At 68.5% G+C, this 23085-nt stretch carries 24 protein-coding genes; 6 read left to right on the top strand and 18 right to left on the bottom strand.

Annotation, left to right across the window (positions count from 1 at the left end):
* Nucleotides 1-5 precede the first annotated feature (5 nt).
* The 3 genes from EV647_RS30060 to EV647_RS30070 form a co-directional block, all read right to left on the bottom strand.
* Entirely contained in the window at nucleotides 6-1268 is a 1263-nt protein-coding gene (locus tag EV647_RS30060; RefSeq protein ID WP_134008860.1) for a toxic anion resistance protein, read from the bottom strand.
* A gap of 98 nt (nucleotides 1269-1366) precedes the next feature.
* Nucleotides 1367-1822, bottom strand: a complete 456-nt coding sequence (locus EV647_RS30065; protein ID WP_134008862.1) for a dihydrofolate reductase — start codon at nucleotides 1820-1822, stop codon at nucleotides 1367-1369.
* Complete coding sequence (locus EV647_RS30070; protein ID WP_134008864.1) at nucleotides 1819-2610, bottom strand: thymidylate synthase; 792 nt, start codon at nucleotides 2608-2610, stop codon at nucleotides 1819-1821. Before EV647_RS30070 ends, EV647_RS30065 begins: the two co-directional genes overlap by 4 nt.
* A 33-nt stretch (nucleotides 2611-2643) precedes the next feature.
* Between EV647_RS30070 and EV647_RS30075 the strand changes: the two genes are divergently transcribed.
* On the top strand, nucleotides 2644-3315 hold the full coding sequence (locus EV647_RS30075) for an aminoacyl-tRNA hydrolase (RefSeq protein ID WP_238177455.1): 672 nt from the start codon (nucleotides 2644-2646) through the stop codon (nucleotides 3313-3315).
* On the opposite strand, the gene EV647_RS30080 is transcribed toward EV647_RS30075, so the two are convergent.
* From EV647_RS30080 to EV647_RS30125, 10 genes are all read right to left on the bottom strand, one after another.
* The gene (locus EV647_RS30080) at nucleotides 3294-3884 is read right to left on the bottom strand and encodes a dihydrofolate reductase family protein (protein WP_134008868.1); all 591 of its coding nucleotides are present in this window, start codon (nucleotides 3882-3884) and stop codon (nucleotides 3294-3296) included. The genes EV647_RS30075 and EV647_RS30080 overlap by 22 nt on opposite strands.
* A 2-nt stretch (nucleotides 3885-3886) precedes the next feature.
* Nucleotides 3887-4486 carry a dihydrofolate reductase family protein gene (locus EV647_RS30085; protein ID WP_134008870.1) on the bottom strand — a complete coding sequence of 200 codons (600 nt, stop codon included), beginning with the start codon at nucleotides 4484-4486 and terminating at the stop codon, nucleotides 3887-3889.
* 2 nt (nucleotides 4487-4488) lie between these two features.
* Entirely contained in the window at nucleotides 4489-4959 is a 471-nt protein-coding gene (locus EV647_RS30090; protein ID WP_134008872.1) for an SRPBCC domain-containing protein, read from the bottom strand.
* A gap of 23 nt (nucleotides 4960-4982) precedes the next feature.
* Complete coding sequence (locus EV647_RS30095) at nucleotides 4983-5315, bottom strand: helix-turn-helix transcriptional regulator (RefSeq protein ID WP_134008874.1); 333 nt, start codon at nucleotides 5313-5315, stop codon at nucleotides 4983-4985.
* A 125-nt stretch (nucleotides 5316-5440) separates the two neighbouring features.
* Nucleotides 5441-6949, bottom strand: a complete 1509-nt coding sequence (locus tag EV647_RS30100) for a multicopper oxidase family protein (protein ID WP_134008876.1) — start codon at nucleotides 6947-6949, stop codon at nucleotides 5441-5443.
* A complete protein-coding gene (locus EV647_RS30105; protein ID WP_134008878.1) occupies nucleotides 6946-7380 on the bottom strand; it encodes a hypothetical protein in 435 nt (144 codons plus the stop codon). The genes EV647_RS30100 and EV647_RS30105 overlap by 4 nt, the downstream gene beginning before the upstream one ends.
* Nucleotides 7377-7742, bottom strand: a complete 366-nt coding sequence (locus tag EV647_RS30110; protein WP_134008880.1) for a hypothetical protein — start codon at nucleotides 7740-7742, stop codon at nucleotides 7377-7379. The genes EV647_RS30105 and EV647_RS30110 overlap by 4 nt, the downstream gene beginning before the upstream one ends.
* 58 nt (nucleotides 7743-7800) lie before the next feature.
* Nucleotides 7801-8145: a hypothetical protein gene (locus EV647_RS30115; RefSeq protein ID WP_133782362.1), complete on the bottom strand. Its 345-nt coding sequence runs from the start codon at nucleotides 8143-8145 to the stop codon at nucleotides 7801-7803.
* Between the two features lie 108 nt (nucleotides 8146-8253).
* On the bottom strand, nucleotides 8254-8478 hold the full coding sequence (locus EV647_RS30120; protein WP_134008882.1) for a hypothetical protein: 225 nt from the start codon (nucleotides 8476-8478) through the stop codon (nucleotides 8254-8256).
* A gap of 73 nt (nucleotides 8479-8551) precedes the next feature.
* The gene (locus EV647_RS30125; protein WP_134009171.1) at nucleotides 8552-9589 is read right to left on the bottom strand and encodes a LacI family DNA-binding transcriptional regulator; all 1038 of its coding nucleotides are present in this window, start codon (nucleotides 9587-9589) and stop codon (nucleotides 8552-8554) included.
* A gap of 100 nt (nucleotides 9590-9689) precedes the next feature.
* Between EV647_RS30125 and EV647_RS30130 the strand changes: the two genes are divergently transcribed.
* A complete protein-coding gene (locus EV647_RS30130) occupies nucleotides 9690-10394 on the top strand; it encodes a copper homeostasis protein CutC (protein ID WP_134008884.1) in 705 nt (234 codons plus the stop codon).
* Nucleotides 10391-10657 (top strand): DUF4031 domain-containing protein, encoded by a 267-nt coding sequence (locus EV647_RS30135; RefSeq protein ID WP_134008886.1) that lies wholly within the window; start codon nucleotides 10391-10393, stop codon nucleotides 10655-10657. Before EV647_RS30130 ends, EV647_RS30135 begins: the two co-directional genes overlap by 4 nt.
* A gap of 19 nt (nucleotides 10658-10676) precedes the next feature.
* Here EV647_RS30135 and tuf read toward each other — a convergent pair whose 3' ends face one another.
* From tuf to EV647_RS30155, 4 genes are all read right to left on the bottom strand, one after another.
* The gene (gene tuf / locus EV647_RS30140; protein WP_134008888.1) at nucleotides 10677-11864 is read right to left on the bottom strand and encodes an elongation factor Tu; all 1188 of its coding nucleotides are present in this window, start codon (nucleotides 11862-11864) and stop codon (nucleotides 10677-10679) included.
* 276 nt (nucleotides 11865-12140) lie between these two features.
* Nucleotides 12141-14522 (bottom strand): HD domain-containing protein, encoded by a 2382-nt coding sequence (locus EV647_RS30145; protein WP_134008890.1) that lies wholly within the window; start codon nucleotides 14520-14522, stop codon nucleotides 12141-12143.
* 205 nt (nucleotides 14523-14727) lie between these two features.
* Nucleotides 14728-16977, bottom strand: a complete 2250-nt coding sequence (locus EV647_RS30150) for a PQQ-binding-like beta-propeller repeat protein (RefSeq protein ID WP_134008892.1) — start codon at nucleotides 16975-16977, stop codon at nucleotides 14728-14730.
* 55 nt (nucleotides 16978-17032) lie between these two features.
* Nucleotides 17033-17344 carry a helix-turn-helix transcriptional regulator gene (locus tag EV647_RS30155; RefSeq protein WP_134008894.1) on the bottom strand — a complete coding sequence of 104 codons (312 nt, stop codon included), beginning with the start codon at nucleotides 17342-17344 and terminating at the stop codon, nucleotides 17033-17035.
* Between the two features lie 88 nt (nucleotides 17345-17432).
* On the opposite strand from EV647_RS30155, the gene EV647_RS30160 reads away from it, so the two are divergent.
* The 3 genes from EV647_RS30160 to EV647_RS30170 are packed head-to-tail and all read left to right on the top strand — an operon-like array spanning nucleotide 17433 to nucleotide 21071.
* Nucleotides 17433-18623: an MFS transporter gene (locus EV647_RS30160; RefSeq protein ID WP_134008895.1), complete on the top strand. Its 1191-nt coding sequence runs from the start codon at nucleotides 17433-17435 to the stop codon at nucleotides 18621-18623.
* A 31-nt stretch (nucleotides 18624-18654) separates the two neighbouring features.
* A complete protein-coding gene (locus EV647_RS30165; RefSeq protein ID WP_134008897.1) occupies nucleotides 18655-19656 on the top strand; it encodes a hypothetical protein in 1002 nt (333 codons plus the stop codon).
* On the top strand, nucleotides 19653-21071 hold the full coding sequence (locus tag EV647_RS30170; RefSeq protein ID WP_134008899.1) for a hypothetical protein: 1419 nt from the start codon (nucleotides 19653-19655) through the stop codon (nucleotides 21069-21071). Before EV647_RS30165 ends, EV647_RS30170 begins: the two co-directional genes overlap by 4 nt.
* On the opposite strand, the gene EV647_RS30175 is transcribed toward EV647_RS30170, so the two are convergent.
* On the bottom strand, nucleotides 21057-23066 hold the full coding sequence (locus tag EV647_RS30175) for an AAA family ATPase (protein ID WP_134008901.1): 2010 nt from the start codon (nucleotides 23064-23066) through the stop codon (nucleotides 21057-21059). The two genes, EV647_RS30170 and EV647_RS30175, sit on opposite strands and share 15 nt — an antisense overlap.
* Nucleotides 23067-23085: the final 19 nt, after the last annotated feature.

Here is a 23085-nt window from a genome sequence, read left to right on the forward strand (position 1 = left end):
GTGGATCAGCGATCGAGGTTGAGGTCGAGGCTGCCGTGGACGACCTGCTGGTTCTGCTGGGCGACCCGTTCCAGATACGTGCGGGACTTGGTCACCTCGTTCTCCAGCGTGCCGATCGTCGCGGCCATGTTGTCCAGCGCCTCGCCCTTGAACGTGTCGATCGCGTCCATGGTCGCGTAGATGTTCGCGAACGCGGCCTGCAGCTGCGGCAGCCCGATCGTCGCCGACGCGGCCTGCTGCTGGATCGCCACCGAGTTGTCGCGCAGCATCTCCGAGGTGCGCTCGATCATCCCGCTGGTGGTCGTGTTCAGTGCGGTGATCTGGTCCAGCACGAGCTTCTGGTTACCGAGTGCCTGCGCGACGATGACCGCCGTACGCAGCGCCGAGACCGTGGTCGTGGACGCCCGGTCGACGCCCTTGATCAGCTCGATGTTGTTCTTGATCACGATGTCGATGGCCAGGTAGTTCTGGATCGACACGGCCAGCTGCGTGAGCAGGTCCTGGTGCTTCTGCCGGACGTAGAACAGCACGTCCTCGCGGAATGCCTTCGCCTTCTCCGGGTTGGTCACCTCCAGCTCCGCGATCGCTGCGGACAGCCGCGCGTCCAGGCGCTCGGCGACGTACACGTACTGGTTCAGCCGCGTCATCGCGTCCCAGAGCTGCTGCTTCTCCAGGTTCAGCGCGGCGTTGTCCTTACCGAGCTCGTCCTGACCGTTGCGCAGCGCGTGCAGGATGCCCTCGAGGTGGCTCTGCGCGGTCTGGTACTTGCGGAAGTAGTCCTCGATCTTGTCCCCGAACGGGATCATCCCGAGGAGCTTCTTCACCCCCGTGGCTTCCTTCGGGTCCAGGTCCTCGACCGTACGGCGCAGCTCGAGCAGGGTCTTGCCGACGGTCGAACCCTCCGACAGGCCGCCTTCCTGCAGCGCCCGCACCGGCGACTGGAGCAGCCGGTTCGAGCTCTCGGCCGCGGCGCGGATGTCGACGTCGCCCATGCTGCGCACGTCACCGGCCTTCGACGCGAACTCCGGCGAGCGGGGCTCGGCTGCCATCAGCGCCGTCAGGAAGGTGTCCACCTTGCTGTCGAGCCCTGGCAAGGCGGCCGGGTCGACGGCCGGAGCCATACTCGGCGCGGCAGTCTCGGCCACCGGCTGTGACGGCGGCGGTGCGGTCAGTATCAGACCCGGCGCGGTGGCCGTCGGCGGCTGCAGCGGTGCCGCAGCGGGCTGCGCGGCAGCGGGCTGAGCAGCGGTGTTGTCGGCTTCAGTCATCGTGTTCCCCTCCGAGAGGCGCCCCTGGATACCTCCGTGACGCGCACACAATCTACGCGGTTCCAGGTCTTCCTGGTCACGCTGTTGCCTACTCGTTGTTAGCTGCGGCGATAGCTGACAAAGGAGAAGCCCTCCCGGGGGTCGCGGGCGGTCTCGGTCCAGGTGGTCGGGTCGAGTTCCGGGAAGGTGACGTCGCCGTCGGGGGACTGGTCGACCTCGGTGAGTTCGAGGGTGTCGGCGTACGGGAGGGCCTGGCGGTAGATCTCGCCGCCGCCGGCGACGTACAGCGTGCCGTCGTACTTCAGGGCCTCTTCGAGGGAGTACGTGATGTCGACGCCATCCGCGGACCAGCCGGGTTGCCGGGTGACGACGACGGTACGGCGGCCCGGGAGCGGGCGGCCGATCGAGTCGTAGGTCTTGCGGCCCATCACGAGGGTGTGGCCGAGGGTGAGCTGCTTGAACCGTTGCAGGTCCTCGCGGATCCGCCAGGGCAGATCGTTGTCCCGCCCGATCACACCGTTCCGTCCGACCGCGGCGATCAGGATGATGCTCATACCGCGATGGGGGCCTTGATCCCGGGATGCGGGTCGTAGCCGATCAGTTCGACGTCGGCGATCTCGTAGCCGTCGATCGAGTCACGCTTCGCGAGTCGGAGGGTCGGCAGCGGACGCGGCTCGCGGGTGAGCTGCAGGCGGGCCTGGTCCAGATGGTTCAGGTACAGGTGCGCGTCGCCGAGCGTGTGCACGAAGTCACCGACCTCGAGCCCGGTCTGCTGCGCGACCATGTGGGTGAGCAGCGCGTACGACGCGATGTTGAACGGCACGCCCAGGAAGACGTCGGCCGACCGCTGGTACAGCTGGCAGGAGAGCCGGCCGTCCGCGACGTAGAACTGGAACATGGTGTGACACGGCGGCAACGCCATGTCGTCCACGTCGGCCACGTTCCACGCGTTCACGATGTGCCGGCGGGAGTCCGGGTTGTTCTTGATCGACGCGATCAGGTTGGCGATCTGGTCCACGTGCCGCCCGTCGGGCGTCGGCCAGGACCGCCACTGGTAGCCGTAGACGGGACCGAGCTCACCGTTCTCGTCGGCCCACTCGTCCCAGATCGAGATGTTGTTCTCGTGCAGCCACTTGACGTTCGTCGAGCCGCTGAGGAACCAGATCAGCTCCCCGATCACCGACCGCAGATGCAGCTTCTTCGTCGTCACGGCCGGGAAACCCTGGCTGAGGTCGTACCGCGACTGGTACCCGAACACGCTCAACGTGCCCGTCCCGGTCCGGTCCCCCTTCTCCACCCCGTTGTCCAACACATGCCGAAGAAGATCCAGGTACTGCTGCATGGTGCCAACCTACAGCCCTGGCAGACTCGCCGTGTGGAACAAGTGCTCACACTCGTCGTGCGAGTCGAGAAGAAGACGCGGCCGTCCCAGACCGACGCGCTGGAGACGGCGGCGCGGGCGGTGCTCGCGATCCTCGCCGACGAGCGGTCGTACGGCGAGGGTGAGTGGGCGCCGGCGATGGCCGCGTGGCAGGACAACCGCATCCGCAAGATCACCAAGCGCGCCCGGGGAATCGAGTGGCGCCGCGCCGAGGCGTTGCCGGGGATCACGGTGCGTGGGACGGGTGTCGGATCACTGGAGGCTGTGGCCGAGGTTCGGGTGTTTCCGCCGACATTGGTGGACGACGTACCTCCTGAGCTGTTCAAGCTGCAGGTCACCGGCACCGACTTCGAGGACACTGCCGACCTTCCGCCGCTCGAACCCCGCGTGCCGGTCCTGTGGCTCAACCCCACCCTCGAGATGTCCAGTGGCAAGGCGATGGCGCAGTGTGGGCATGCGGCGCAGCTGGCGTGGTGGGCCTTGTCGTCAGCGGGGAGGAAGGAGTGGGCGGCGGCCGACTTCGCGCTGGCGGTGCGGACCGCCGGCCGCGCCCAGTGGCAGGAACTGCTGGCCACGCGTCTCCCGGTGGTGCAGGACGCCGGCTTCACCGAGGTGGCTCCCGGCTCCCGCACCGTGATCGCCGATCATCCTTTGCTGACGCGGTAGTGCAGGTGGGTGACTCGGTCGCCCTCGATGACCTTCGGGTTGTCCAGCAGGAGTTGGTCCCCGGCGTAGTCCCCGAAGAAGCGCTTGCCGGTTCCGAAGATCACCGGGACGAGGTTGTACGAGAGTTCGTCGACCAGGCCGGCCCGCAAGGCCTGGCCGGTCAGGTTCCCCGCGGCCAGCGAGATGTCACGGTCGCCGGCGAGTTCCTGGGCCTTCGCGACGGCCTCCTCGATCCCGCTCACGAAGGCGTACGGCGCATCCGGGAACGGCCAGTCGGTCGGTGGCCGGTGCGTGACGACAACGACGTGCTCGCCGAACGGCGGGACACCTTCCCAGCCGTTGGTGATGTCGAACAGATGCCGGCCGCACAGCACCACGCCGACCTTGCCCCAGGCGGTGTTGATGTAGTCCGCGCTCGCCTGGCTGACATGGAACGGCCGGCCCGGATCGGTCCCGTACAGCTCGACCGGGCCGTTGTTGTACCAGTCGAACAGCGGTCCGACCTCGTCCTCGGTGGTTGCGACGAAGCCGTCGAGCGACACGACGGCAGATGCGATGACCTTTCCCATGACTACTTCACCGTCCGGTATGTGAGGTGCTGGGCCGCCGGAGTCGAGACGGCCTCGATCAGTTCGAGCGCGTACGCCGGCGCGGCCTCGGCGGGGAACAACCGGGTTCCGCCTCCTAGTACGACGGGAGCCAGGTGCAAACGCAGTACGTCGGCCAGTCCTTCGGCGAGCACCGCGTGGCAGATCTGCCCGCCGCCCATCACGTAAACATCCTTGCTGCCGGCAACTTCTGTCGCCTGTGCGATCGCCTCCGCCGGGCTGCCCACGAACCGGAACCGGTCGCCCAGGCGAGTCTTGGCGGGCGGCGTGTGCGTGACGACGAAGACCGGCGGGTTGATCTCACCGGTCGGCTTCGCGCCGTACCCCATCTCGTCGCTCCAGCCGTCCGGGGCGTCGATCACGTCGAACAGGTTCCGGCCCTGGACGACCGCACCGGTCGATTCGAAGGCGGCGTCCAGGACGGCGCGGTCCGCGTCGGTGCCGTGGAAGACCCAGTCGTGCACGGCCTCGCCGCCGTCACCGAGCCCGTTGCCGATGCCGGCGTTGGGCCCGGTGACGTAGCCGTCCAGCGACACCGAGATGTCGACAACGACCTGGCTCATGATCAGCTCTCCTTCGCGACCAGCTCGGCCAGGCGATCCATCGAGTCGTGGATGCCGTGCTCCATGCCGTGCTCGATCGACTGGTCGCGGGCCTCGACGGACGGGAACACCGACTGCTGGTGCAGGCGGACGCCCTTCTCGGTCGGCTCGAGCGTCATCTTCTCCAGGCAGACCTCGCCCGGCGCGCCTTCCCACTCGAAGGTCTGGATGACCAGCTTGTCCTGCTCCACGGCGTGGAAGACGCCGCGGAACGCGTACTCGCCGGACTCGTCGCGGTGGATGTAGCGGTACTTCCCACCGGTCCGTACGTCGTACTCCTCGACGGTCGCGTCGAGCTCCCGCGGACCGAGCCACTCGGACACCAGCTCGCGGTCGGTCATGACCCGGAAGAGCTGCGCCGGTGTGGCCGCGAACTCGCGCGTCACCTCGACGAACGGGGTGCCGGCCGGGGTGTTGATAACGGTTCCAGTCATTGATCCTGCTCCTTGTCTCTCACTCACTGCTCGTTCGTCTTGTTCAGCAGCGCGTCCATGCGGCGGAAGCGGCGTTCGGTTTCGAGCCGGTACTCGTCGATCCAGCTCGTCAGTGCTTCGAGGGCGGCCGGCACCAGGTGGCACGGGCGGCGCTGGCCGTCCCGAGTCCGGGTGATCAGCCCGGCGGCCTCGAGCACCTGGATGTGCCGCGACACTGCCTGCTTGGTGATCGGGAACGGGTCGGCCAGTTCGTTCACAGTGGCCGGGCCGCGCGACAGCCGCGCGATCATCGCTCGCCGGACCGGGTCCGCCAGTGCCGCGAACGACCGGTCGAGCTGATCATCGTCAACCATCATCTTTATCAACCATCCCCTTGATCAACCGATACGTTGACTATAGGCAGAGGCGTCCGCGATCGTCAAGGGGGTCACACCAGAAACCCCCGGCGCGGCTGGTGCCGTGCCGGGGGTCGCGCAGTACGTCAGATCGTCTCGAAGGCCGCCATCATCGCCATGTCCTCGTGCTCGAGGTTGTGGCAATGGATCAGGTACTTGCCCTTGTGGGCGCTGAACTTGACGAGGACCTCGACGACCTCGGCCGGGCGGATGTCGACCGTGTCCTTCCAGCCGTGGTCGTACGCCGACAGCTTGTTGCTCCCGCCGCGGGTGAGGACCTGGAACGGCGCGAGGTGGACGTGCACCGGGTGGTGGACGTCGGTGACGAACGACCAGATCTCGTACTGGTCCAGCTTCACCTGCGCCTGCATCACCGCGGGATCGAACGCCTTCCCGTTGATCGTCCAGCCCCGGTGGCCTCCGGCGTCACCCCGCCGGAACCGCCACTCCCGCCGTACGACACCGGCCGGCCGGGGTGTCACGGCGTACGACGAGAGCGTCGCCGGGATGCTCGTGTCGTCGGGTGCCTTGCGGGCGATCTTGAAGCGCAGTACGCCGGAGTTGCTGTCCAGCTTGTTGACGACCGTGACCTCGTCGCCGGGCTGGTACTGCGAGAAGTCCACGATCACGTCGAACCGCTCGGCGGGCGCGATCACCAGCGTCTTGTGCTCGACCGGTTTGTCGAGGAGTCCGCCGTCACTGCCGATCTGCACGAACTTCGCGGGGCCCTTGTCGAAGGCGAGCTCGTACCGTCGGGCGTTGGCGGCGTTGAGAATGCGGAAGCGGTACCGGACCGCGTCCACCTCGTGCACCGGCCACGGTGCGCCGTTCACCAGCGTGACGTCGGCGACGACACCTTCCATGTACGCCGACTCGACGCCGGGACCGTCCTTCGCGGCGGGGTACAAGAACGACCCGTCCGCGTCGAACGCCCGGTCCGCGATGACGAGCGGGATCTCCCGATCGCCCTTCGGCAGCGGGAGGTTCTCCTCCTCGTCGTCGCGGATGATGTGCAGGCCGAACAGTCCGCGGTAGACCTGTGGTGCGGTGTAGTCCATCGTGTGGTCGTGGTACCAGAGGGTCGCCGCGCGTTGCATGTTCGGGTACGTGTAGGTGCGCTTGCCCATCGTCATGTCGCCGCCGGACATGTGGTGTCCGCCGTGCTGACCGTTCGCGGGCATGATCAGGTCGAGTGGCCAGCCGTCACTCGGCGCGGGGGTGTGGCCGCCGTGCAGGTGGACCACCGTCGACACGTCGAGCTGGTTGACCTGCTCGACCACGGTGGTGCGACCGCTGCGTACGTCGAACGTGGGGCCGGGCAGCAGGCCGTCGTACCCCATCACCTCGGTCTTCAGGCCGGGGAGGATCTCCAGGCTCGCCTTCTGCTGGACGACCCGGTAGTAGTCGGCCTTTGCGTCGGAGCGGGTCGGCTTCTTGACCGGCGGGATCGGCAGCGGGACCTGGAACGGCGTGGGCAGTTTCGCCTTGCTGCGCAGGAGTTCTCCGGCCTGTGCAGGCTTGGCCTCCTGGCCACAGCCGCTGAGCGCCAGCGTGGCGCCGGCGACACCTATGAATCCGCGGCGGGACATCTTCATCGTTTCGCCTCCCGGCGGCTCAGACGTGCGGTGCGACGGAAGGACCAGACCGTCATCCAGCAGACGGTGCCGACGATCGCGGTCCCGAGCGGGACGTGGACGGCGAAGTTCTGCAGGTAACCGAAGGTGAGTTGGACGAACTCGGCGACGACCAGGAGCACGGAGACCAGCGCCGGCCAGATCCGGCCGCGGCCGGCGAGCGTGTAGCAGGCGGCCGCGACGGTCTGGAGGAGTGCGATCATCCAGATGGTGCCGCCGACCGTGCTGTGCACGCTCGTCATCGCGTCGACGTTGCCGGACAGGAAGTAGCCTGCCGCGATCGGCTGAGCGATCACGAACGCGGTGTGCAGAATCAGCGTGATCCGCAGGACGTGCAGGCTGGCGCGCGGCCGACGTACCTTGGCCGCCGGCTGAGGTTCGAGGGTGATCATGCGGTGACCACCTGCCGCTTGTTGACCCAGAACGCGAAGGCGACCGCGGCCGCGACCAGCGCGATGCCCAGCGGGACGTGGATCGCCAGCTGACGGCTGTAACCCATGGCGATCTGGAAGACCTCGCCCGCCATGATCAGCAGACTCGCCGCCGGCGCGGTCCAGCGGCCGCCGGTCCGCCACCAGATCGTTGCCAGTAGCAATTGTGCGAGTCCGAGGAAGGCCAGGGCCAGCCCGATCGGCTCGTGCATCCGCATGCCGGCGGGGGAGCCGTCGAGGTAGACGCCCGCGAACACCGGTTGCAGGCAGATCGCCAGTGCATGGACTCCGGCCGTCGCCCGGAGCGCGTTCAAGACCTTCATGTAGACAGACAATAGTAGTCTGGCTACATGTAGGGCAATCAGGTATTATCCGGAGGGGTCAGGTGAGGTGCCCCAGGGGTGCGACGGAGATGCCGGCGCGTTCGCAGACCCACTGCGGGTCAGGGCCGAGCTCCGGCTCGATGCGGAGCTCGTGGTCGTGCAGGTCGTCGCAGGCGGTGCAGCGCGGCCAGCGGACCCCGGAGTCGACCAGGCGGTCCTGGACGTCCTGCGCGACCAGGCCGGCGATGTGTTCGGCACCGTCCGGCCACTGGTCCAGCCACCACTGACGTCCGGCGACGGCGTCCTCCAGCAAGGACACCATCACCGCGTCGTCGAAGCCGCGCGCGGCGAGGTCGTGCAGCACCATCGCCCGCGCCGTCAGCAACACCCCTGGCTCGTTCATCGCCCTTCAGAGTGCCAGACAGCTCCGACAAATCCACGCGGCGAGCTCTTTGAGTCCCCACCAACCAGGTTTCCGCCGTGGATTTGGCTGGTGGGTGCTCAAAGTGGGTCAGTTGGCTGGGGTTGGGCAGGTGGGGGTCGGGTCGATGCGGTTGGCGAGGCGGAGTTCGCGTTCGGCGACGGTGCGCAGTACGGCGCTGATCCGGGCGCGGACCGTGAAGACGCGACGCGGGCGGGGTTCGTCGTACGGCTGCTGGGGAGCGTCCGGGAGCGCCGAATGGGCGAGGGTGAGGGCGTTCTCGACGGCGGTGTTGCCGGCAATGAAGTACGTCATGGTTCTGCTCCCTCCTGAGAGCGTGCTTGATCGACCCGGGAACCGAGTGGTCCCAGGGAGGTGTGTGGAGTTGTCAGTGCTTGGGAGCCGGTCCGCTGCTCGAGCGGACGATCAGCTGCGTCGGCATCAATAGCTGGCGTTCGGTGACGGCCGGGTCGAGCAGGATGCGGCCGACCGCGCGCCCTTTGTCCTTGATCGGCTGCCGGACGGTCGTCAGCCCGGCCGCCGACGCGGCGGGGATGTCGTCGAATCCGGCCAGGGTCAGATCGCGACCCGGGGTCAGCCCCCGGACCTTCATCGCCTCCAGCGCGCCGAGCGCCTGCACGTCGCTCAGTCCGACGATCGCCGTCGGCCGGTTCTGCGAGTCGAGCACGAACTCCGCGCCCCGCAACCCGGAGGCGAACGCGTTGTGGCCACCGGAGACGATCCGCAGCCGCGCGTCCGGCATCGCCTTCTGCAGGCCCCGGATCCGCAGCTCGCAGTCGGTGTACCCGACCTCGTCGAGCGTCAGCTCCACCGGCTGGCCGCCGGCTGCCTGCGCGTTGTCGACCAGTACGACGACCTCGCGGTGACCGAGCCGGGTCAGGTGCTCGCCCAGTTGCGCGGCCGCCTCGACCTCGTCGATCGCGACCCAGGACAGGTCCGGGTGATCGCCCCGATCGGTCGACACCGCGGGGATCCCGCGGTTGGCGAGGATCTCGAGTGCCGGATGACCGCCCGGCACACAGAAGATCGCCGCCCCGTCGATCGCGGCCTGCTGTACGGCGTTGCTGCCGCCGGCGATGTCCGTGGAACTGAGCGGCATCAGCAGCAGGCTGGTGGCGAACTCCTCGGCGACCTCGGCGAGCCCGGCCAGGAAGCCGACCGCGTACGGGTCCGAGAAGGCGTAGGCCAGTTTGTCCGTGAACAGCACCCCGACCGCACCGGCCTTCCCGCTGCGTAGGGCGCGTGCCGAGGCGTCCGGTCCGGCGTACCCGAGCTCCTGGGCGGTGGCCAGGATCCGCTCGCGCAGCGCGGTCGAGAGCTGATCAGGCTTGTTGTAGGCGTTCGAGACGGTCGACGGCGACACGCCCACGGCCTTGGCCACGGTCTTCAGCGTCACGCCCGGCATCTCGGTCACCTCATCTGTATCGTTCTTCTAAATCGTTCTAGAAAAACGATACAGAAGACCTTGGAGGAGTGCAACAGCAATATGGGAGATGATGGCGCCCATGGGTTCGTTGCTGGAGATCATCGCGCTGCATCCGGCGGATGCGGAGGCAGCACAGGAGGGTGGGGCGGACCGGCTGGAGCTGTGCGCCTCGATGGAGGCGGACGGGTTGTGCCCGTCGGTGTCGACCGTCAGTGCGATCCGCCGCGTCACCGACCTGCCGTTGCGGGTGATGCTGCGACTGGAGAACTCGTTCACCGCGAACGGCGCCGACCTGAACCGGATGACCGCGATGGCGCAGTCTTTCCTCTCCGCTGGTGCGGACGGCTTCGTGCTCGGGTTCCTGACCCCGGACAACCAGGTGGACGTCGAGTCAGTCTCCGCACTGGTCAGCACCTTCGCTGGTACGCCGTGGACGTTCCACCGCGCTGTTGACGCAGTGCTCGACCAGCAAGCAGCCTGGCGTGCGCTACGCACCCTGCCCGGACTGGACTGCGTACTGACGGCCGGCTCGTCCATTGGTGTCAGCCACGGTCTGGACGACCTGTGCAAGCTGGCCAAGGAGGACGCTGCGGTAGCCGGCGTGATGATGGCTGGCGGCGGTCTGCAGCCCGAACACGTGCCCTGGCTGTACCAGAGCGGCGTACGGCGTTTCCATGTCGGTACGTCGGTCCGCCAGGACGGCTCCTGGACGAAGGCGTACGTGAACTCCCGGTTCGTCCGCTCCTGGCGCAACCTGCTCGACGCCCAGGACGCGCGCGAATGATCCTGATCGATCCGCCCGCCTGGCCGGCCTGGAACCGCATCTGGTCGCACCTGGTCAGTGACGAGTCCTACGAGGAGCTGCACGCCTTCGCGAAGGCGGCCGGCATTCCGGCCCGGGGCTTCGACCGCGACCACTACGACGTACCCAGTGACCGCTACGACGACCTGATCGCCGCCGGCGCCGTACCGGTCACCAGCCGCGAGCTCGTACAGCGACTGATCGCGGCGGGCCTACGACACAGAAAACGGCCCTCGACCGGTTGAGGTCGAGGGCCGTTCTCGTTCAGTCGAGCAGTTCGGTCACTGTGCCGGCGGCGACCGTGTGGCCGCCTTCGCGGACGGCGAAGCCCAGGCCGACGTCCATCGCGATCGGCTTCTCCAGCTCCACTCCGAGCTCGATCGTGTCGCCGGGCATCACCAGGGCGATCTCACCGAGGTCGATCCCGCCGGACACGTCCGTGGTCCGGAAGTAGAACTGCGGCCGGTAGTCCGCGGCGAACGGCGTGTGCCGGCCGCCCTCGGCCGTGGACAGCGCGTGCAGGTTCGCCCGGAACTTCCGGTGCGGCTGCACGCTGCCCGGCAACGCCACCACCTGGCCGCGACGGACCTCGTCGCGCTTCACGCCACGCAGCAGCACCGCCGCGTTGTCGCCCGCGTCCGCGGACTCCAGCGACTTGCCGAACGTCTCCATACCGATCGCCGTGCTGGTGACCGTCGGGCCGAGACCGACGACCTCGACCGCGTCGCCGAGCTTCAGCGAACCGCGCTCGACCGCACCCGTGACCACTGTGCCGCGGCCGCTGATGGTGAGCACGTTCTCGATCGGCATCAGGAACGGCTCGCCCAGCTCACGGTCCGGCACCGGCACGTAGTTGTCGACCGCGTCCAGCAGTTCGCCGATAGCGGCGGTCCACTGCGGGTCGCCTTCCAGCGCCTTCAGTCCGGACACGCGAACGACCGGTACGTCGTCGCCGGGGAAGCCGTACTCCGTGAGGAGCTCACGGACCTTCAGCTCGACCAGGTCGAGCAGCTCCGGGTCGTCGACGGTGTCCGCCTTGTTCAGCGCGACCACCAGGTACGGCACGCCCACCCGGCGCGCGAGCAGCACATGCTCCCGCGTCTGCGGCATGGCGCCGTCCTGGGCGGAGACGACCAGGATCGCGGCGTCCACCTGGGCGGCGCCGGTGATCATGTTCTTCACGTAGTCGGCGTGCCCGGGCATGTCCACGTGCGCGTAGTGCCGGGTCGCGGTCTCGTACTCGACGTGCGAGATGTTGATCGTGATCCCGCGCTGCATCTCCTCCGGCGCACGGTCGATGCCGTCGAAGGCGACGAAGCGGTTGACACTCGGGTCGCGCTCCGCGAGCACCTTGGTGATCGCGGCGGTCAGCGTGGTCTTGCCGTGGTCGACGTGACCCATCGTCCCGATGTTGAGGTGCGGCTTGGTCCGCACGAACTGGCTCTTGGCCATGAGAAATCCTTTGTGTGTCAGAAGATTCGGCTGGAAGCCAGGACCCTCCGGCAGGCCCTCACAGCGCTGTCACCGCGTGGAGGGGGCCGGTGCGAGCCACCCTCCTCCGCGGGTCCTGCTCAGCAGGAGGAGGGTCAGCTTCGAGTGGCTGAATCGACTGACGGTGCCCACGTGGGAGCGCCCGTCAGGCTCTTGCCTGACAGGTCGAACTCGAAAACCACGCGGAACATGCGGATCACGGTAGGTGTCAACCACTACCGCGGCAACAGATATTCCCTAGTTGAGTGCGAAGAGCCGGGTGCCGTCGGAGAAGATCGGGCGGGCGGCGGCTACGGTGACGGCCGGCTTGTTGCACGTGACTTCCTCGGACTTGGCCACCGACTGCGTGTTCGGGCTGGGCAGGATCGGTCGCGACTGGATGCCGGTGGTGCCGATCATCACCGGAGAGCAGCTGCCGTTCGGCTGCGGCATCAGCGTCACCACACGGCCGTCCGGCAGCAGTCCGAACCCGTTCCGCGGGTACTCCGGTTGCTGCAGCCGCGGCGGCACCTGCAGCAGGTGATGCCACTGCGGTGTCCCATCAGCAGGGTTCGACGACGACACGTCGTACGTCTGGGGCTGCCCAGGGTCGTTCCCGGTCCGGCAGGTGATCAGGACCAGTGACGCGTGCGTGGCGGCCAGTTGCGCGTCGCAGGACGAGGACCCGAGCCGTGGCCTTGGCGTGCCCGGCACGGGGGTTGTCCAGAGCATGTGGCCTTCGCCGATGTCCACGGACCACTGGTGGAGCGTGCCGCCGGCGGCGGCCGTCCAGATCAGCCCGGATACCTCACGGGTGTCCGGTACGGCGACCAGCTCGCCGACCCACGTCGACGGGTCCAGCTCGGCGCTCAGGTCGATCCGTGCGCCGAGGTCGACCTCCCACCGCTGGGCCCCGGTCTTGATGTCCAGACCGCGTACGACGGCACTGTTCCCGGCACAGGCGTCCACGACGATCGCTTGGTCGGCGACCAGCTCGCCTTGCGTCACGTTGCAGCGCACCTGCGCGCGCCAGTGCGTCGGGCTGCTCACGCCGTGCGCGACCACGTAGTTGCCTTCAGCCACGAGTAGCTGGTTCGAGTCGACGGCCAGTGCGGTCCCGTCGGTGTCGACCTCGGTCAGCACCTCACCGCTCACAGCGTTCAGTACGGCGTACGTCGGCAGCTTGATGCCGGCGGGTTCGCGGTACTCGGAGCGGGGGAGATGCGCGACGATGGTCCGCCCGTCCGCGGACACCACCAGTCCCTTGGCGCCACTGGAGGCGGCGTCCTGTACGTCGGCCCGCGCATAGCGCCACCGGATCTGACCCGTGGCCGCGTCGGACATGACCACGCCGTCCGAGCGCAGTTCCGCGACTCCACCCGCCGTACCGGTGATGGCGCCGGTCGCCGGGACCTGACGGCTCCAGGCCAGCGTCCCGTCGAGTTGCACCGGCAGCTGCGTCGGCTGAGCTGTCGTGGTCGTGCTGACCGTGTTGGCGGTCTCCAGCCGGGCCTGCACGAAAGGCTCACCAGCCGACACCACGACCCACGCCAGCAGCGCACCGCAGACAGCCGTCGCACCGACCCCCAGCCAACGCGGAGGACCCTGTGCGTACGGCGGCGCGAGTCGCAACCGTCGTGCCAGCGCCAGCAACGCACCGCCAAGCACTAGTGCCACAGAAGCGAGCAGCAGGTACGGCCAGCGTTCCGACATGGCCGCACCGGGCTGCGCGACTGGCCAGCGCCACCAGCACACGCCGATCGCGATCAGGCCGACTGCGGCGAAGACGATCGCCGGGACGGTCACCAGACGCTGCTGGGACCGCCGGAACCACGCACAGGCCAATGCGGTAGCCACAGCGGTACCGGCGATCGGTGCCCAGACCGGGAAGCCGCCGATGTCGGACGGGTCGGCCGGCCACTTGGCAGCCGCTCCGAGACCGCGGCCGAGGAGGACAGACGAGGCGACGACCGCACCGAGTGCGGCGCCGAAGTAGATGACCGGGACCAGCCCGCCGATCGGCCGGGCCGCCTTAGGGCCCAGCGACCCGACCTCCCGGGTCAGGTTCTCCCTGGCCGGTCGTTCCCACTCCTCATGGCCGCGCGGCGTCGCATACAACCGCGTCTCGCTCAGGCTCTGCAGGAACGACATCCGGCCGCGGGCGAAATCCCGGTCGGCGACGTGCGCGTACTCCTGCCGGATCCCGGCGGCGTACTCGTCGTACCGTGCTGCCGGCAGGCTCAGGATCCGCAGGTCGGCGTCGCAGAGCACCGCGCCGTTGCGGTCGCCCTCGGCACAGTCGTGCTTCGCGGTCAGCCGGACCAGACGGCCGATCTCCTCGACCCGCTCGGCCTCGACGCCGTACGCCGCCAGCTCGAGCTCGGCCAGCTGGGCCGAGACCTCTTCGTTCTCGCCGGGGTCGGCCTGCGGGTCGTAGATCGCGTCGTGGAACCAGGCCGCCAGCCGGACCGTGTCCGGGTCGTCGGCGTACTCGGCCAGCTCGTCAACGGTCTGCAGGACCTCGGTCAGGTGCTGCTGGTCGTGATAGTGGCGATGTTGCTCTGCGTAACGAGCCAGCAGATCGTCGCCCAACGGCTGCGCGTGCGGCAGCAGGCGATTCCACCGGTCGCGCAGGTCCATGGCTAAGGAGTCTGGCACCGGTAGGGAGTCTCGGCCGACCGATCCGGGGTTCCCGGATCGGTCCGTGGCCAAAGCGATATCGGCTCGTCACCTGACCGCTCCGGCAGATGCGCTCCGCAACGAATTGCAGCCGTGGAATTGCGGCCTACGTCACACTCCGGCGTCGGTCGGGCGACCTTCGGCGGACGTCCACTACGCGGAGTTACTAGCGCAGGGCGATGACGGTGTTCGGTCCGGAGGTGAGGACCAGGTTGCCGACAGCTCGTGGGTCGCGGCTGCAGATGATGCCGGTGGGCAGCTTGATCTGCCGGAAGCCGGCGCGGCTGACCACGTTCGCGACGCAGCCTCCGGCGCCGCGGCCCAGGGAGATGACACGGCCGTCGGCAGTCACGGTGACCTTGGTCCGTGGGCTCACCGGTGCCAGGGTCTGCCAGGCGGTCAGGCCGGTGTTCGCGTCGATCGCGGTGACGACGCTCCGGCGGTTCTCCTGGCTGCTCGGTCCCGGGCAGTCGACGACGATCAGGAACTTCCCTGCCGCGTTCAGCAGCGTGCGGCAGGCCCAGGACTTCGGCACGTCCCAGCGCCAGCGGATGTCACCGGTGCGCGGCTCGATCGCGGTCAGCGCGGCAGGTACGTCGGAGTCGCCGCCGGGTTCGGCCACGACCACCAGACCGGCCACGACGACCGGTCGGCGGTAGGTGTCGGCTGAGGTCCTGGTCCACAGCTTCTTGCCCGACTGGACGTCCAGTGCGGTCATCTCGTCCGGACGGTCGTCGCAGGTGTGGCCGACGAAGGTGAGCACGGTCTCGGCGGTGGCGATGGCGCCGAGCTCGGTGCAGTCGCCGGAGTCGTAGGTCCAGCGTTCGTGACCGCCTGGATCGACACCGTGCAGCTTGCCGGAGCGTTCGCCGGTCAGGAGGGGCTGGGTCTGCAGGATGAAGCGGTCTCGCGTACGGCCGGGCCACGCGGCCTCGCGGCGACCTGTGTTCGCGTCGAGGAGCAGGTAGCCGACGTCGGCGAACTGCGCCAGTACGTAGTCGCCGTTGCCGGTGGCCGCGATCACGGGCTTCTCGTCGGAGTCGGAGCGGCTGTAGCGCCAGCGCAGCGCACCGGTGGCCGCGTCGAGCATTTCGACCACACCGCTCGGGCGGGGTACGGCGACGCCGTACCTGGTGCCGATCGCTTCCTCCGCGCCAGTGCCCGCGACGGAATCGCTGACCCACGCGACGCTGCCGTCGAGGACCGAAGGGCTGGCCTTGCCGGCGTCGCGCGGCGTTCCCTCGACCCGCTCGTTGGAGCCGAGCACGTAGCTGCGGGACAGGGGCTGCACGATCAGCAGCAGGATGAGGGCGACTGCTCCCGGTACGGCGAGCCAGGCTAGCTGCTGGCCGAGGTTGCGCGCCGGGAGGTAGCGGGCTGTCCGTGTGCGGAGGAGTGACGCTACGAGAGCTGCTGGTCCAGCAACCAGCAGCAGGACCAGTGCGGAGATCAGCAACGGAACGCGGAGGCCCACGCCGACAGCTACGTTCGTTCTCGGCGCTTGGGCCCAGGCGATGAGCAGACCGGTCACAGCAATCGCCAGTACGGCGCCTGCGATGAGGCGGGCGCGCTGGCTGGCGCTACGGGCACACCGGAACAGGACTGGTGCGCTGAAGAAGGAGAGGACGGCCAGTGCGACCGTCGGCCAGCCGGCCTCGTCTTGTGCTGCTGGTGTCTGCCAGGACGCGCCTGACGCGGCGATCGCGACCACGGCGGCTGCGATCGCGGTGAAGGTGGCTGTGGCAGTCAGAGCGGCTTGTTGCCAACCGCGCCACGGGGCTGGGAGTTCACTGTCGAGTCCGGCGAGCTCTGCTTCGAGGTTGACCCGGGCGACCGGGCTGAGGCGTTGCCGAGCCAGCTGCGTGCGGTAGAGGTGTCCGTCGAGCAGCTCGCGGACTTCGTCGTACCGGTTCTCGAGCGCGACCTTGCGGTCGCCGGCGTCGCGTCGTACCTCGGCTGTGTGTACGGCGTACCGGCTGGGGTCGGAGGCGAGGATCGCGTTGACCGCGTCCAGCAGTACGTCGCCGTTCGCGTCGCGGCGGGGTGGGGCATAGGCGTCCGGAGGTGGTGTGGCGAGGTCACCGGTCAGACGGATCAGTCGGGCGACCTCGGCGATGCGGATCGGCGGTACGCCGTACTGCGGGAGGAGGCGCTCGGCGAGCCGGGCAGACGCCTCGGCGTCCTCGGAGGGGGTGCCGCCGGGCTCGTGGACGGCACGGTGGAACCAGGCGGCGAGCCGGACGCTGGTGGGGTCCGTGGAGAGCTGGATGAGCGAGTCCAGCGCGGTCAGGACGATGCCGAGGTAATGGTCGCGGTACGCGCGCCGGGTGCGTTCGACATACCGCGCGACCAGTTCGTCCGCGAGCGAGGCAGACCCGGGCACCAGGTTGTCCCACCGCGCCCGGAGCTCCACCACGGCTTCAGTCTGCCAGCCGAACTTCTACAACATCCCACCGCAACCTTGCGGTTGTTTACTGCTTCGCCGACAAGATGCCGGTGAGCAGGCCTGGGTAGAGGGCGTCCAGGTCTTCGCGGCGGAGGATGCTGATCCGGCGGGTGCCGTCGGTGTGCGTGGACAGGACGCCTGCCTCGCGCAGGGTCTTGAGGTGGTGGGCGCGCGTGGACGCCGTCACCGGCAGCTCGATGTCGCCGCAGCAGACGCCGGCCGGGTTCTCGGCGAGCGCTCGGACGATCGTCAGCCGGACCGGCTCGCCCAGCGCCTGGAGAACCGCGTCGACGCGGATCTCGTCCCGCTCCGGCTGCGGGAGAACCTTGGTGGCCATGAACCAATTGTACGACGCCTGTCGAAGTTCGACGACAATCGTAGTACGATGACGATCGAACTACTGAACCTCGACCGGAAGGTCTTCGATGTCCGCACGGATCTACCTGCTCGGCGCCGGTGCGTTCGCGGTCGGCACCAGCGCGTACGTCGTGTCCGGTGTGCTGCCCGACGTCAGCTCCGAGTTGCACGTCTCGCTGACCGCAGCGGGCCAACTCGCCACCGCGTTCTCGCTGTCGTACGCGATCGGTGCGCCGATCCTGTCCACGCTGACCGGCCGGTGGGAGCGCCGTACCCTCCTGATCGCCGCACTGGTGCTGGCCGCGCTCGGCAACCTGATCGCCGCACTGGCCGTGAACTACCCGATCCTGATCGTCGGCCGCGTCGTGGCGGCGTTCGGCGCCGCCGTCTACACACCGGCCGCCACACTGTTCGCCACCAGCCTGATGCCACCCGAGGAACGCGGTAGGGCTGTGGCAATCGTGTTCGGCGGTCTCACGTTCGCACTGGTGCTCGGCGTACCCGCAGGCACGCTGCTGGGCCCGACACTCGGCTACAAGGGCGTGTTCGCTCTCATCGCTGCTGTCGCCGTATTGGTCGCCATTGCCGAGCGGACCGCGCTCCCGAAGGTCGACGCACCTCCTGTGGTCAGCCTGCGCGAGCGCTTCGCCGGTGTGACGGACCGACGCGTGCAGATCATCCTGGCGATGACCGTGCTTGCCGTGCTCGCCGCGTTCAGCGTGTACATCTACATCGTCCCGCTGCTCAAGCACACCGCCGGCCTGACCGGCAACGTCACCGGTCTCCTCCTACTCCTGTACGGCGTGGGCGCTGTCATCGGCAACTTCCTCGGTGGCCGGATCACCGACCGGTTCGGCAGCCTCCGGACCCTGGTGGTCCTGATGACCGGCATCACTGCTGTCCTCGCCACCCTCGACCTGACACTGACGACCGAGGTCGGCGCCGGAGCCGCTCTGGTGGTGTGGGGCATGCTGACCTGGGCCTTCAACCCACCCATCCAGAACCTGCTGCTGGAGCTTGGCGGCGGACTGCTCATCTCCCTCAACGCGTCCGCGATCTACCTGGGTGCCGGACTGTCCGCTGTGGTCGGCGGACTGGTCATCCAGACGCTCGGGGTCGGCTACCTCCCCGTGCTGGCCTCCGCACTGTCTCTGGTCGTGCTGGGCCTTCTCTACGCGCTCTGGCGGGACTCCTCCCTGCAGCAGGTAGAGAAGCTCGAGCGGGACGAGGACATCTACGTCACAGCCGCCGCTGACTGAGGAGAACCGGCAGTGGGGCACTCTTCTGCCCATGCGTCTGCTTGCCGGTGTGCTGTTGCTCGCCACCACCCTGACGGGGTCCAACGACCCCGCTGCGGTGGTCGACGGGTGGAAGACGTCGCCTGTGTACGTCGACCCGACGCAGCGGTCACTGGTACCGGACAAGGACGCCGCTGAGCTGGCGGAACGAGTGAGCGGGCACGACCCGGCGATTCGCATCGCAGTCGTGCCCGCTGCCGTACTCACCACAGGTGACAAGAGCGCGGCCGCACACACGTACGTCGACCAATTGGTGGATCGGCAGCAGGCCGACGGCATCTACCTCGTCGTGTTCGGTGGCGCGATCGCCTGGGGGAGCGCGGTCGGGGTCGACACACCCATCGCGGACATCCTCACAAGCGAGCTGGACAAGCACAGCCGCTCGGACCCGGTCGGCATGCTCAACGGGGTGCTGGACCAGCTCGGCGTACAGAAGGCGTCCAAAGGCACACCTGGTTGGCTGTGGCCGTTGCTGGTCGCCCTGGTCGTGCTGATTGCTGGCCTCGCCGTCTGGTGGTGGAGGACACGGTCGCGCAAGAACGAAGGTCCTGCGCTCTACCGGCCGTCGTACGACGTGTTGCCGGACGAGATCGACTCGCTCGACGAGCGGCGCGCGACAGCTCGGGAGGACGTCACGCGGTTCGGCGAGGAACTGGATGCCGCGGACGTGCGTCTGGACGGCATGGATACGGCAGCGGACGTGCAGGCGGCGATGGATGCGTACGCCGACGCCGGCCGCGTGGTCGACGGGGAACCCGACGACGACAAGCTGCGTGAAGTGCGGTCCACGGTCGAGTACGGACGGTGGCGGCTGGCCTGTGCGCAGGCGAAGGTCGCCGGAACACCCGCACCTGCCCGCCGTGCCACCTGCTTCTTCGACGCCGGCCACGGCACCTCCGTGACGGACTGGATGTACACGCCACCTGGCGGGCGGCCGCGAGAAGTCCCGGTCTGCAACGCCTGCCGTGAGCGGCTCTCGGGAGGAGCACGATGAAACGTCTGCTCGGCGCGCTCGCCGTCATCACCCTGTGGGTCCTGCCCGCGCCACTGGCGCACGCGGCCGGCGACCCCGACGCGTACATGAACACCGTGGCCGGCCACCTCGGCGACGCCGGTGTCTGGGTCGACCCGGACGTGACGGAGCTGAGCCCCAGCGAGACCGCCCAGCTCGACGCGGCCGCGAAGAGCGCCGGCGCACCGATCCGGATCGCGGTGATCCCGGCGCAGAAGATCAACAAGTCGGAGAGCAAGTACTACTCGCGGCCCGCCTGGGAGGGCGAGGAGATCGCGGACCAGCTGTACGACCGCGTCGGCGTCGAGGGCGTGTACGCCGTACTGGTCGATGCGTCGTCGCAGTCCAACGGCCGCGGGCTGCACGCCGTACAGCGGGCCGACCACGGGCCGACGTACTTCGTGGGCGATGCGGTGGACCAAGCGGTCGACTGCTGTGCGCCGGACTACGAGTCGATGCTCGAGAGGTTCATCCAGCGCGCCCAGGTCGTGAACAAGCCGTTCTATGTCGACGCAGCGCCGTACGCCGGTGGCGCGGCCGGAATCATCGGGCTCTGGGTCACCGTGACCGGGCTGGGTGCCCGACGCGCGCGTCGGCAGGACGAGAAGGCCCACCTGAAGGTCGCGCAGCCGCTGCTCAACGAGGAGATCATCGCGCTCTCGCAGCAGGTCTCCGCGCTGCCGACGGTCTCGGACCCGCAGCAGTCGAAGTTGTCGAAGGACGTGCTGGACACCGTCGAGAAGGCACGGCAGCGGCTCGACCAGGCCAAGGGCGACAACGACATCCAGGCAGTGACGACGCTGCTCGGCTCGGCCCGCTACGGCCTTCGCTGCCTGGACGCAGTGCGCGCGGGCGAGCCGATCCCGGAGCCGACGCCGCCCTGCTTCTTCGACCCGCGGCACGGTCCGAGTGTGGCCGCGGTGCAGTGGAAGCCGGAGGAGGGCGCTGCGCGCAACGTGGACGTCTGCGCGGCGTGCAAGCAGCGCGACGAGGCCGGCGAGAAGCCCGAGATCCGGATGGTGAAGGGCTGGCAGATCGAGCGGCCGTACTGGGAGCACGCCGAGGACCTCGCGGCGTACGTCGACGGGTACTGGTCGCAGGGCGACGGCCGTGTGTGGTGGTTCCCGGACTCCGACTTCCGGCGTCGCGGCGAGGAGATGCGGTCGCGTTGGCGGTCCCGTCGACCAGGTGCGCGCTTCGGGCGCTTCGGTTCGAACGTCGGCAGCTCCGTCGGTGACTGGGCGGCCTCGTCGAGCAGCGGTTCCGACGATGACGGTGGGAGCAGTTGGTACAGCGGCTCGAGCCGCCGCCGCTCCTATTCGTCGCGGACGCGCTCCAGTGGTGGCGGGTCGTCCCGGCGCTCGTCGCGCCGGTCCGGCGGGTCACGGGGTTTCTAGTACCGCCGGCAGGTCTTCACTGTGCAGAACGACCAGTGACGTGACGGCACGAGTCAGACAGACGTAGAGGCGCCGGAGTCCGGTCCGCTCGTCGGCTTCGCCAGAGACGATGCCGGCCGGCTCCACCAGCACCACGTGGTCGAACTCGAGACCTTTGGCGAGAGACGCCGGTACGACGTCCAGGTGTGCGTCTACGTCGTCCTCATCGCCAAGAACCGAGAAAGCGATGCCCTGCAAGGCTTTCCGGGTTGCGGGGACCAGTGCGTCCGGGACGATCAGGCCGATCGAGCCGGGGCGCTCTGACACTTCACGGACTGCTGTCACCGCAGCAGCCAGGCTGTCCGGTACGCGAGTGATGGTCAGCTCGCCGCGCGCCCGTCGTACCGCTGTGGGTGGTTTGAGGTGCGGAGCGATCGTGGGGAGGAGGCGGGCGGCGTACTCGATCACCTGTCCGGGGACGCGGAAGCCGGCGGTCAGCTCCTCGGTGTGGGCGCTGGTCTTGCCCAGGTGCTTCAGTGCCTCGTCCCACGACGGTGTCGCCCACGGTGTGGTCCCCTGCGCGATGTCGCCGAGCACAGTCATCGAGCCGGTCGAGCAGCGTCGGCCGACCGCGCGCAGCTGCATCGCGGAGAGGTCCTGTGCCTCGTCGAGCACCACGTGCCCGAGTGACGGCGTACGGTCGACCAGGTCGGCGATCTCGTCGATCAGAGTGGCGTCCGCAACGGACCACTTGGCAGCGCCGGGTGACCGCGGCACCTTGTCCCACAGCAACAGTGCCTGCTCCTCCGCAGTGAGGATGCCGTCGGCGTGCTGGGCGAGAAGCTCCGGGTCGGTGAAGAGGCGGAAGAGCAGCTTCGCCGGGTCCAGAGCCGGCCAGAGTGCGTCGGCGTACTGCTTCACCGGACGGCTGCGCGCGACAGAGTCCTGCACTCGGTCGTCGGGGGAGTCACCGGCCGCCTCCATGCGCAGCAGCACGGCGTGGGCCAGCCGCTGCGGGAGCATCGCGCGGCCGGCGCCGTACCGGATGCCACGGCTGCGCAGCTCGGTGACGAGATCTTCGGTCTGGTACGCCGCCACTCGCCAGCGATGCGCTCCCCGTGGCACGACGAGCGACTCTTCCGGGAGCTTGACGTGCGACCAGACGGCCCGGCGCAGTACTTCGGCCATGCGGGCGTCGCCCTTGAGCACGTCGACCGTTGCCGGCCCCGGACCAGCCACCTTCACGCGGGCGACCAGCTCCTCGACGGTGGTCTGCTTCGCCTCGATCTCGCCCAGTGCGGGGAGGACGTCCCCGATGTACCGCAGGAAGCTCGCGTTCGGACCCACTACGAGCACACCGGCCCGGCTGAGCTGGTCGCGGTACGCATAGAGCAGGTACGCCGCCCTGTGCAGCCCGACCGCGGTCTTTCCGGTGCCAGGTGCGCCCTGTACGCAGATGGTTTCGTCGACGCCGGCCCGGACGATCACGTCCTGCTCCGGCTGGATGGTGGCCACGATGTCGCGCATCGGGCCGGAACGCGGGCGCTCGATCTCAGCGTCCAGGATGTCGCTGTGTTGTTCGTCCTGTCCGCTCGCGGTGAGGTCCTCGTCCTCGAACGCGGTCATCTCGCCATGCGTGAAGCCGAACCGCCGACGTACCCCGACGCCCATCGGCTCGGTCTTGCTGGCCCGGTAGAACGGCACCGAGATGTCTGCCCGCCAGTCGACCACCAGCGGCTCGCCCTGCGCGTCGTTCACGTGCCGGCGACCGATGTGGAACGTCTCTTCGGTCGGCTCGAGGTAGTCCAGCCGGCCGAAGAACAGCGGCACGTCCGGGTCGTCCTCCAGCTCCTTCATCCGCCGGAAGATGGCGGCCTGCAGGAACTCCTGGTTGACCCGGTCCGCGCTGTGGATCTCCAGTGCGCCGGTCTTCTCCCGCATCAGCGCCAGGGCCGCCCGGGAGGTCTTCAGGTAGTCCTTCTCGGCCTGGAGAGTGTCGGACGTGTCTGAGGGCATGCTGAAACCTCCGGCGAGA

The organism is Kribbella sp. VKM Ac-2566, assembly GCF_004366005.1.
Taxonomy (GTDB): Bacteria; Actinomycetota; Actinomycetes; order Propionibacteriales; family Kribbellaceae; genus Kribbella; species Kribbella pratensis.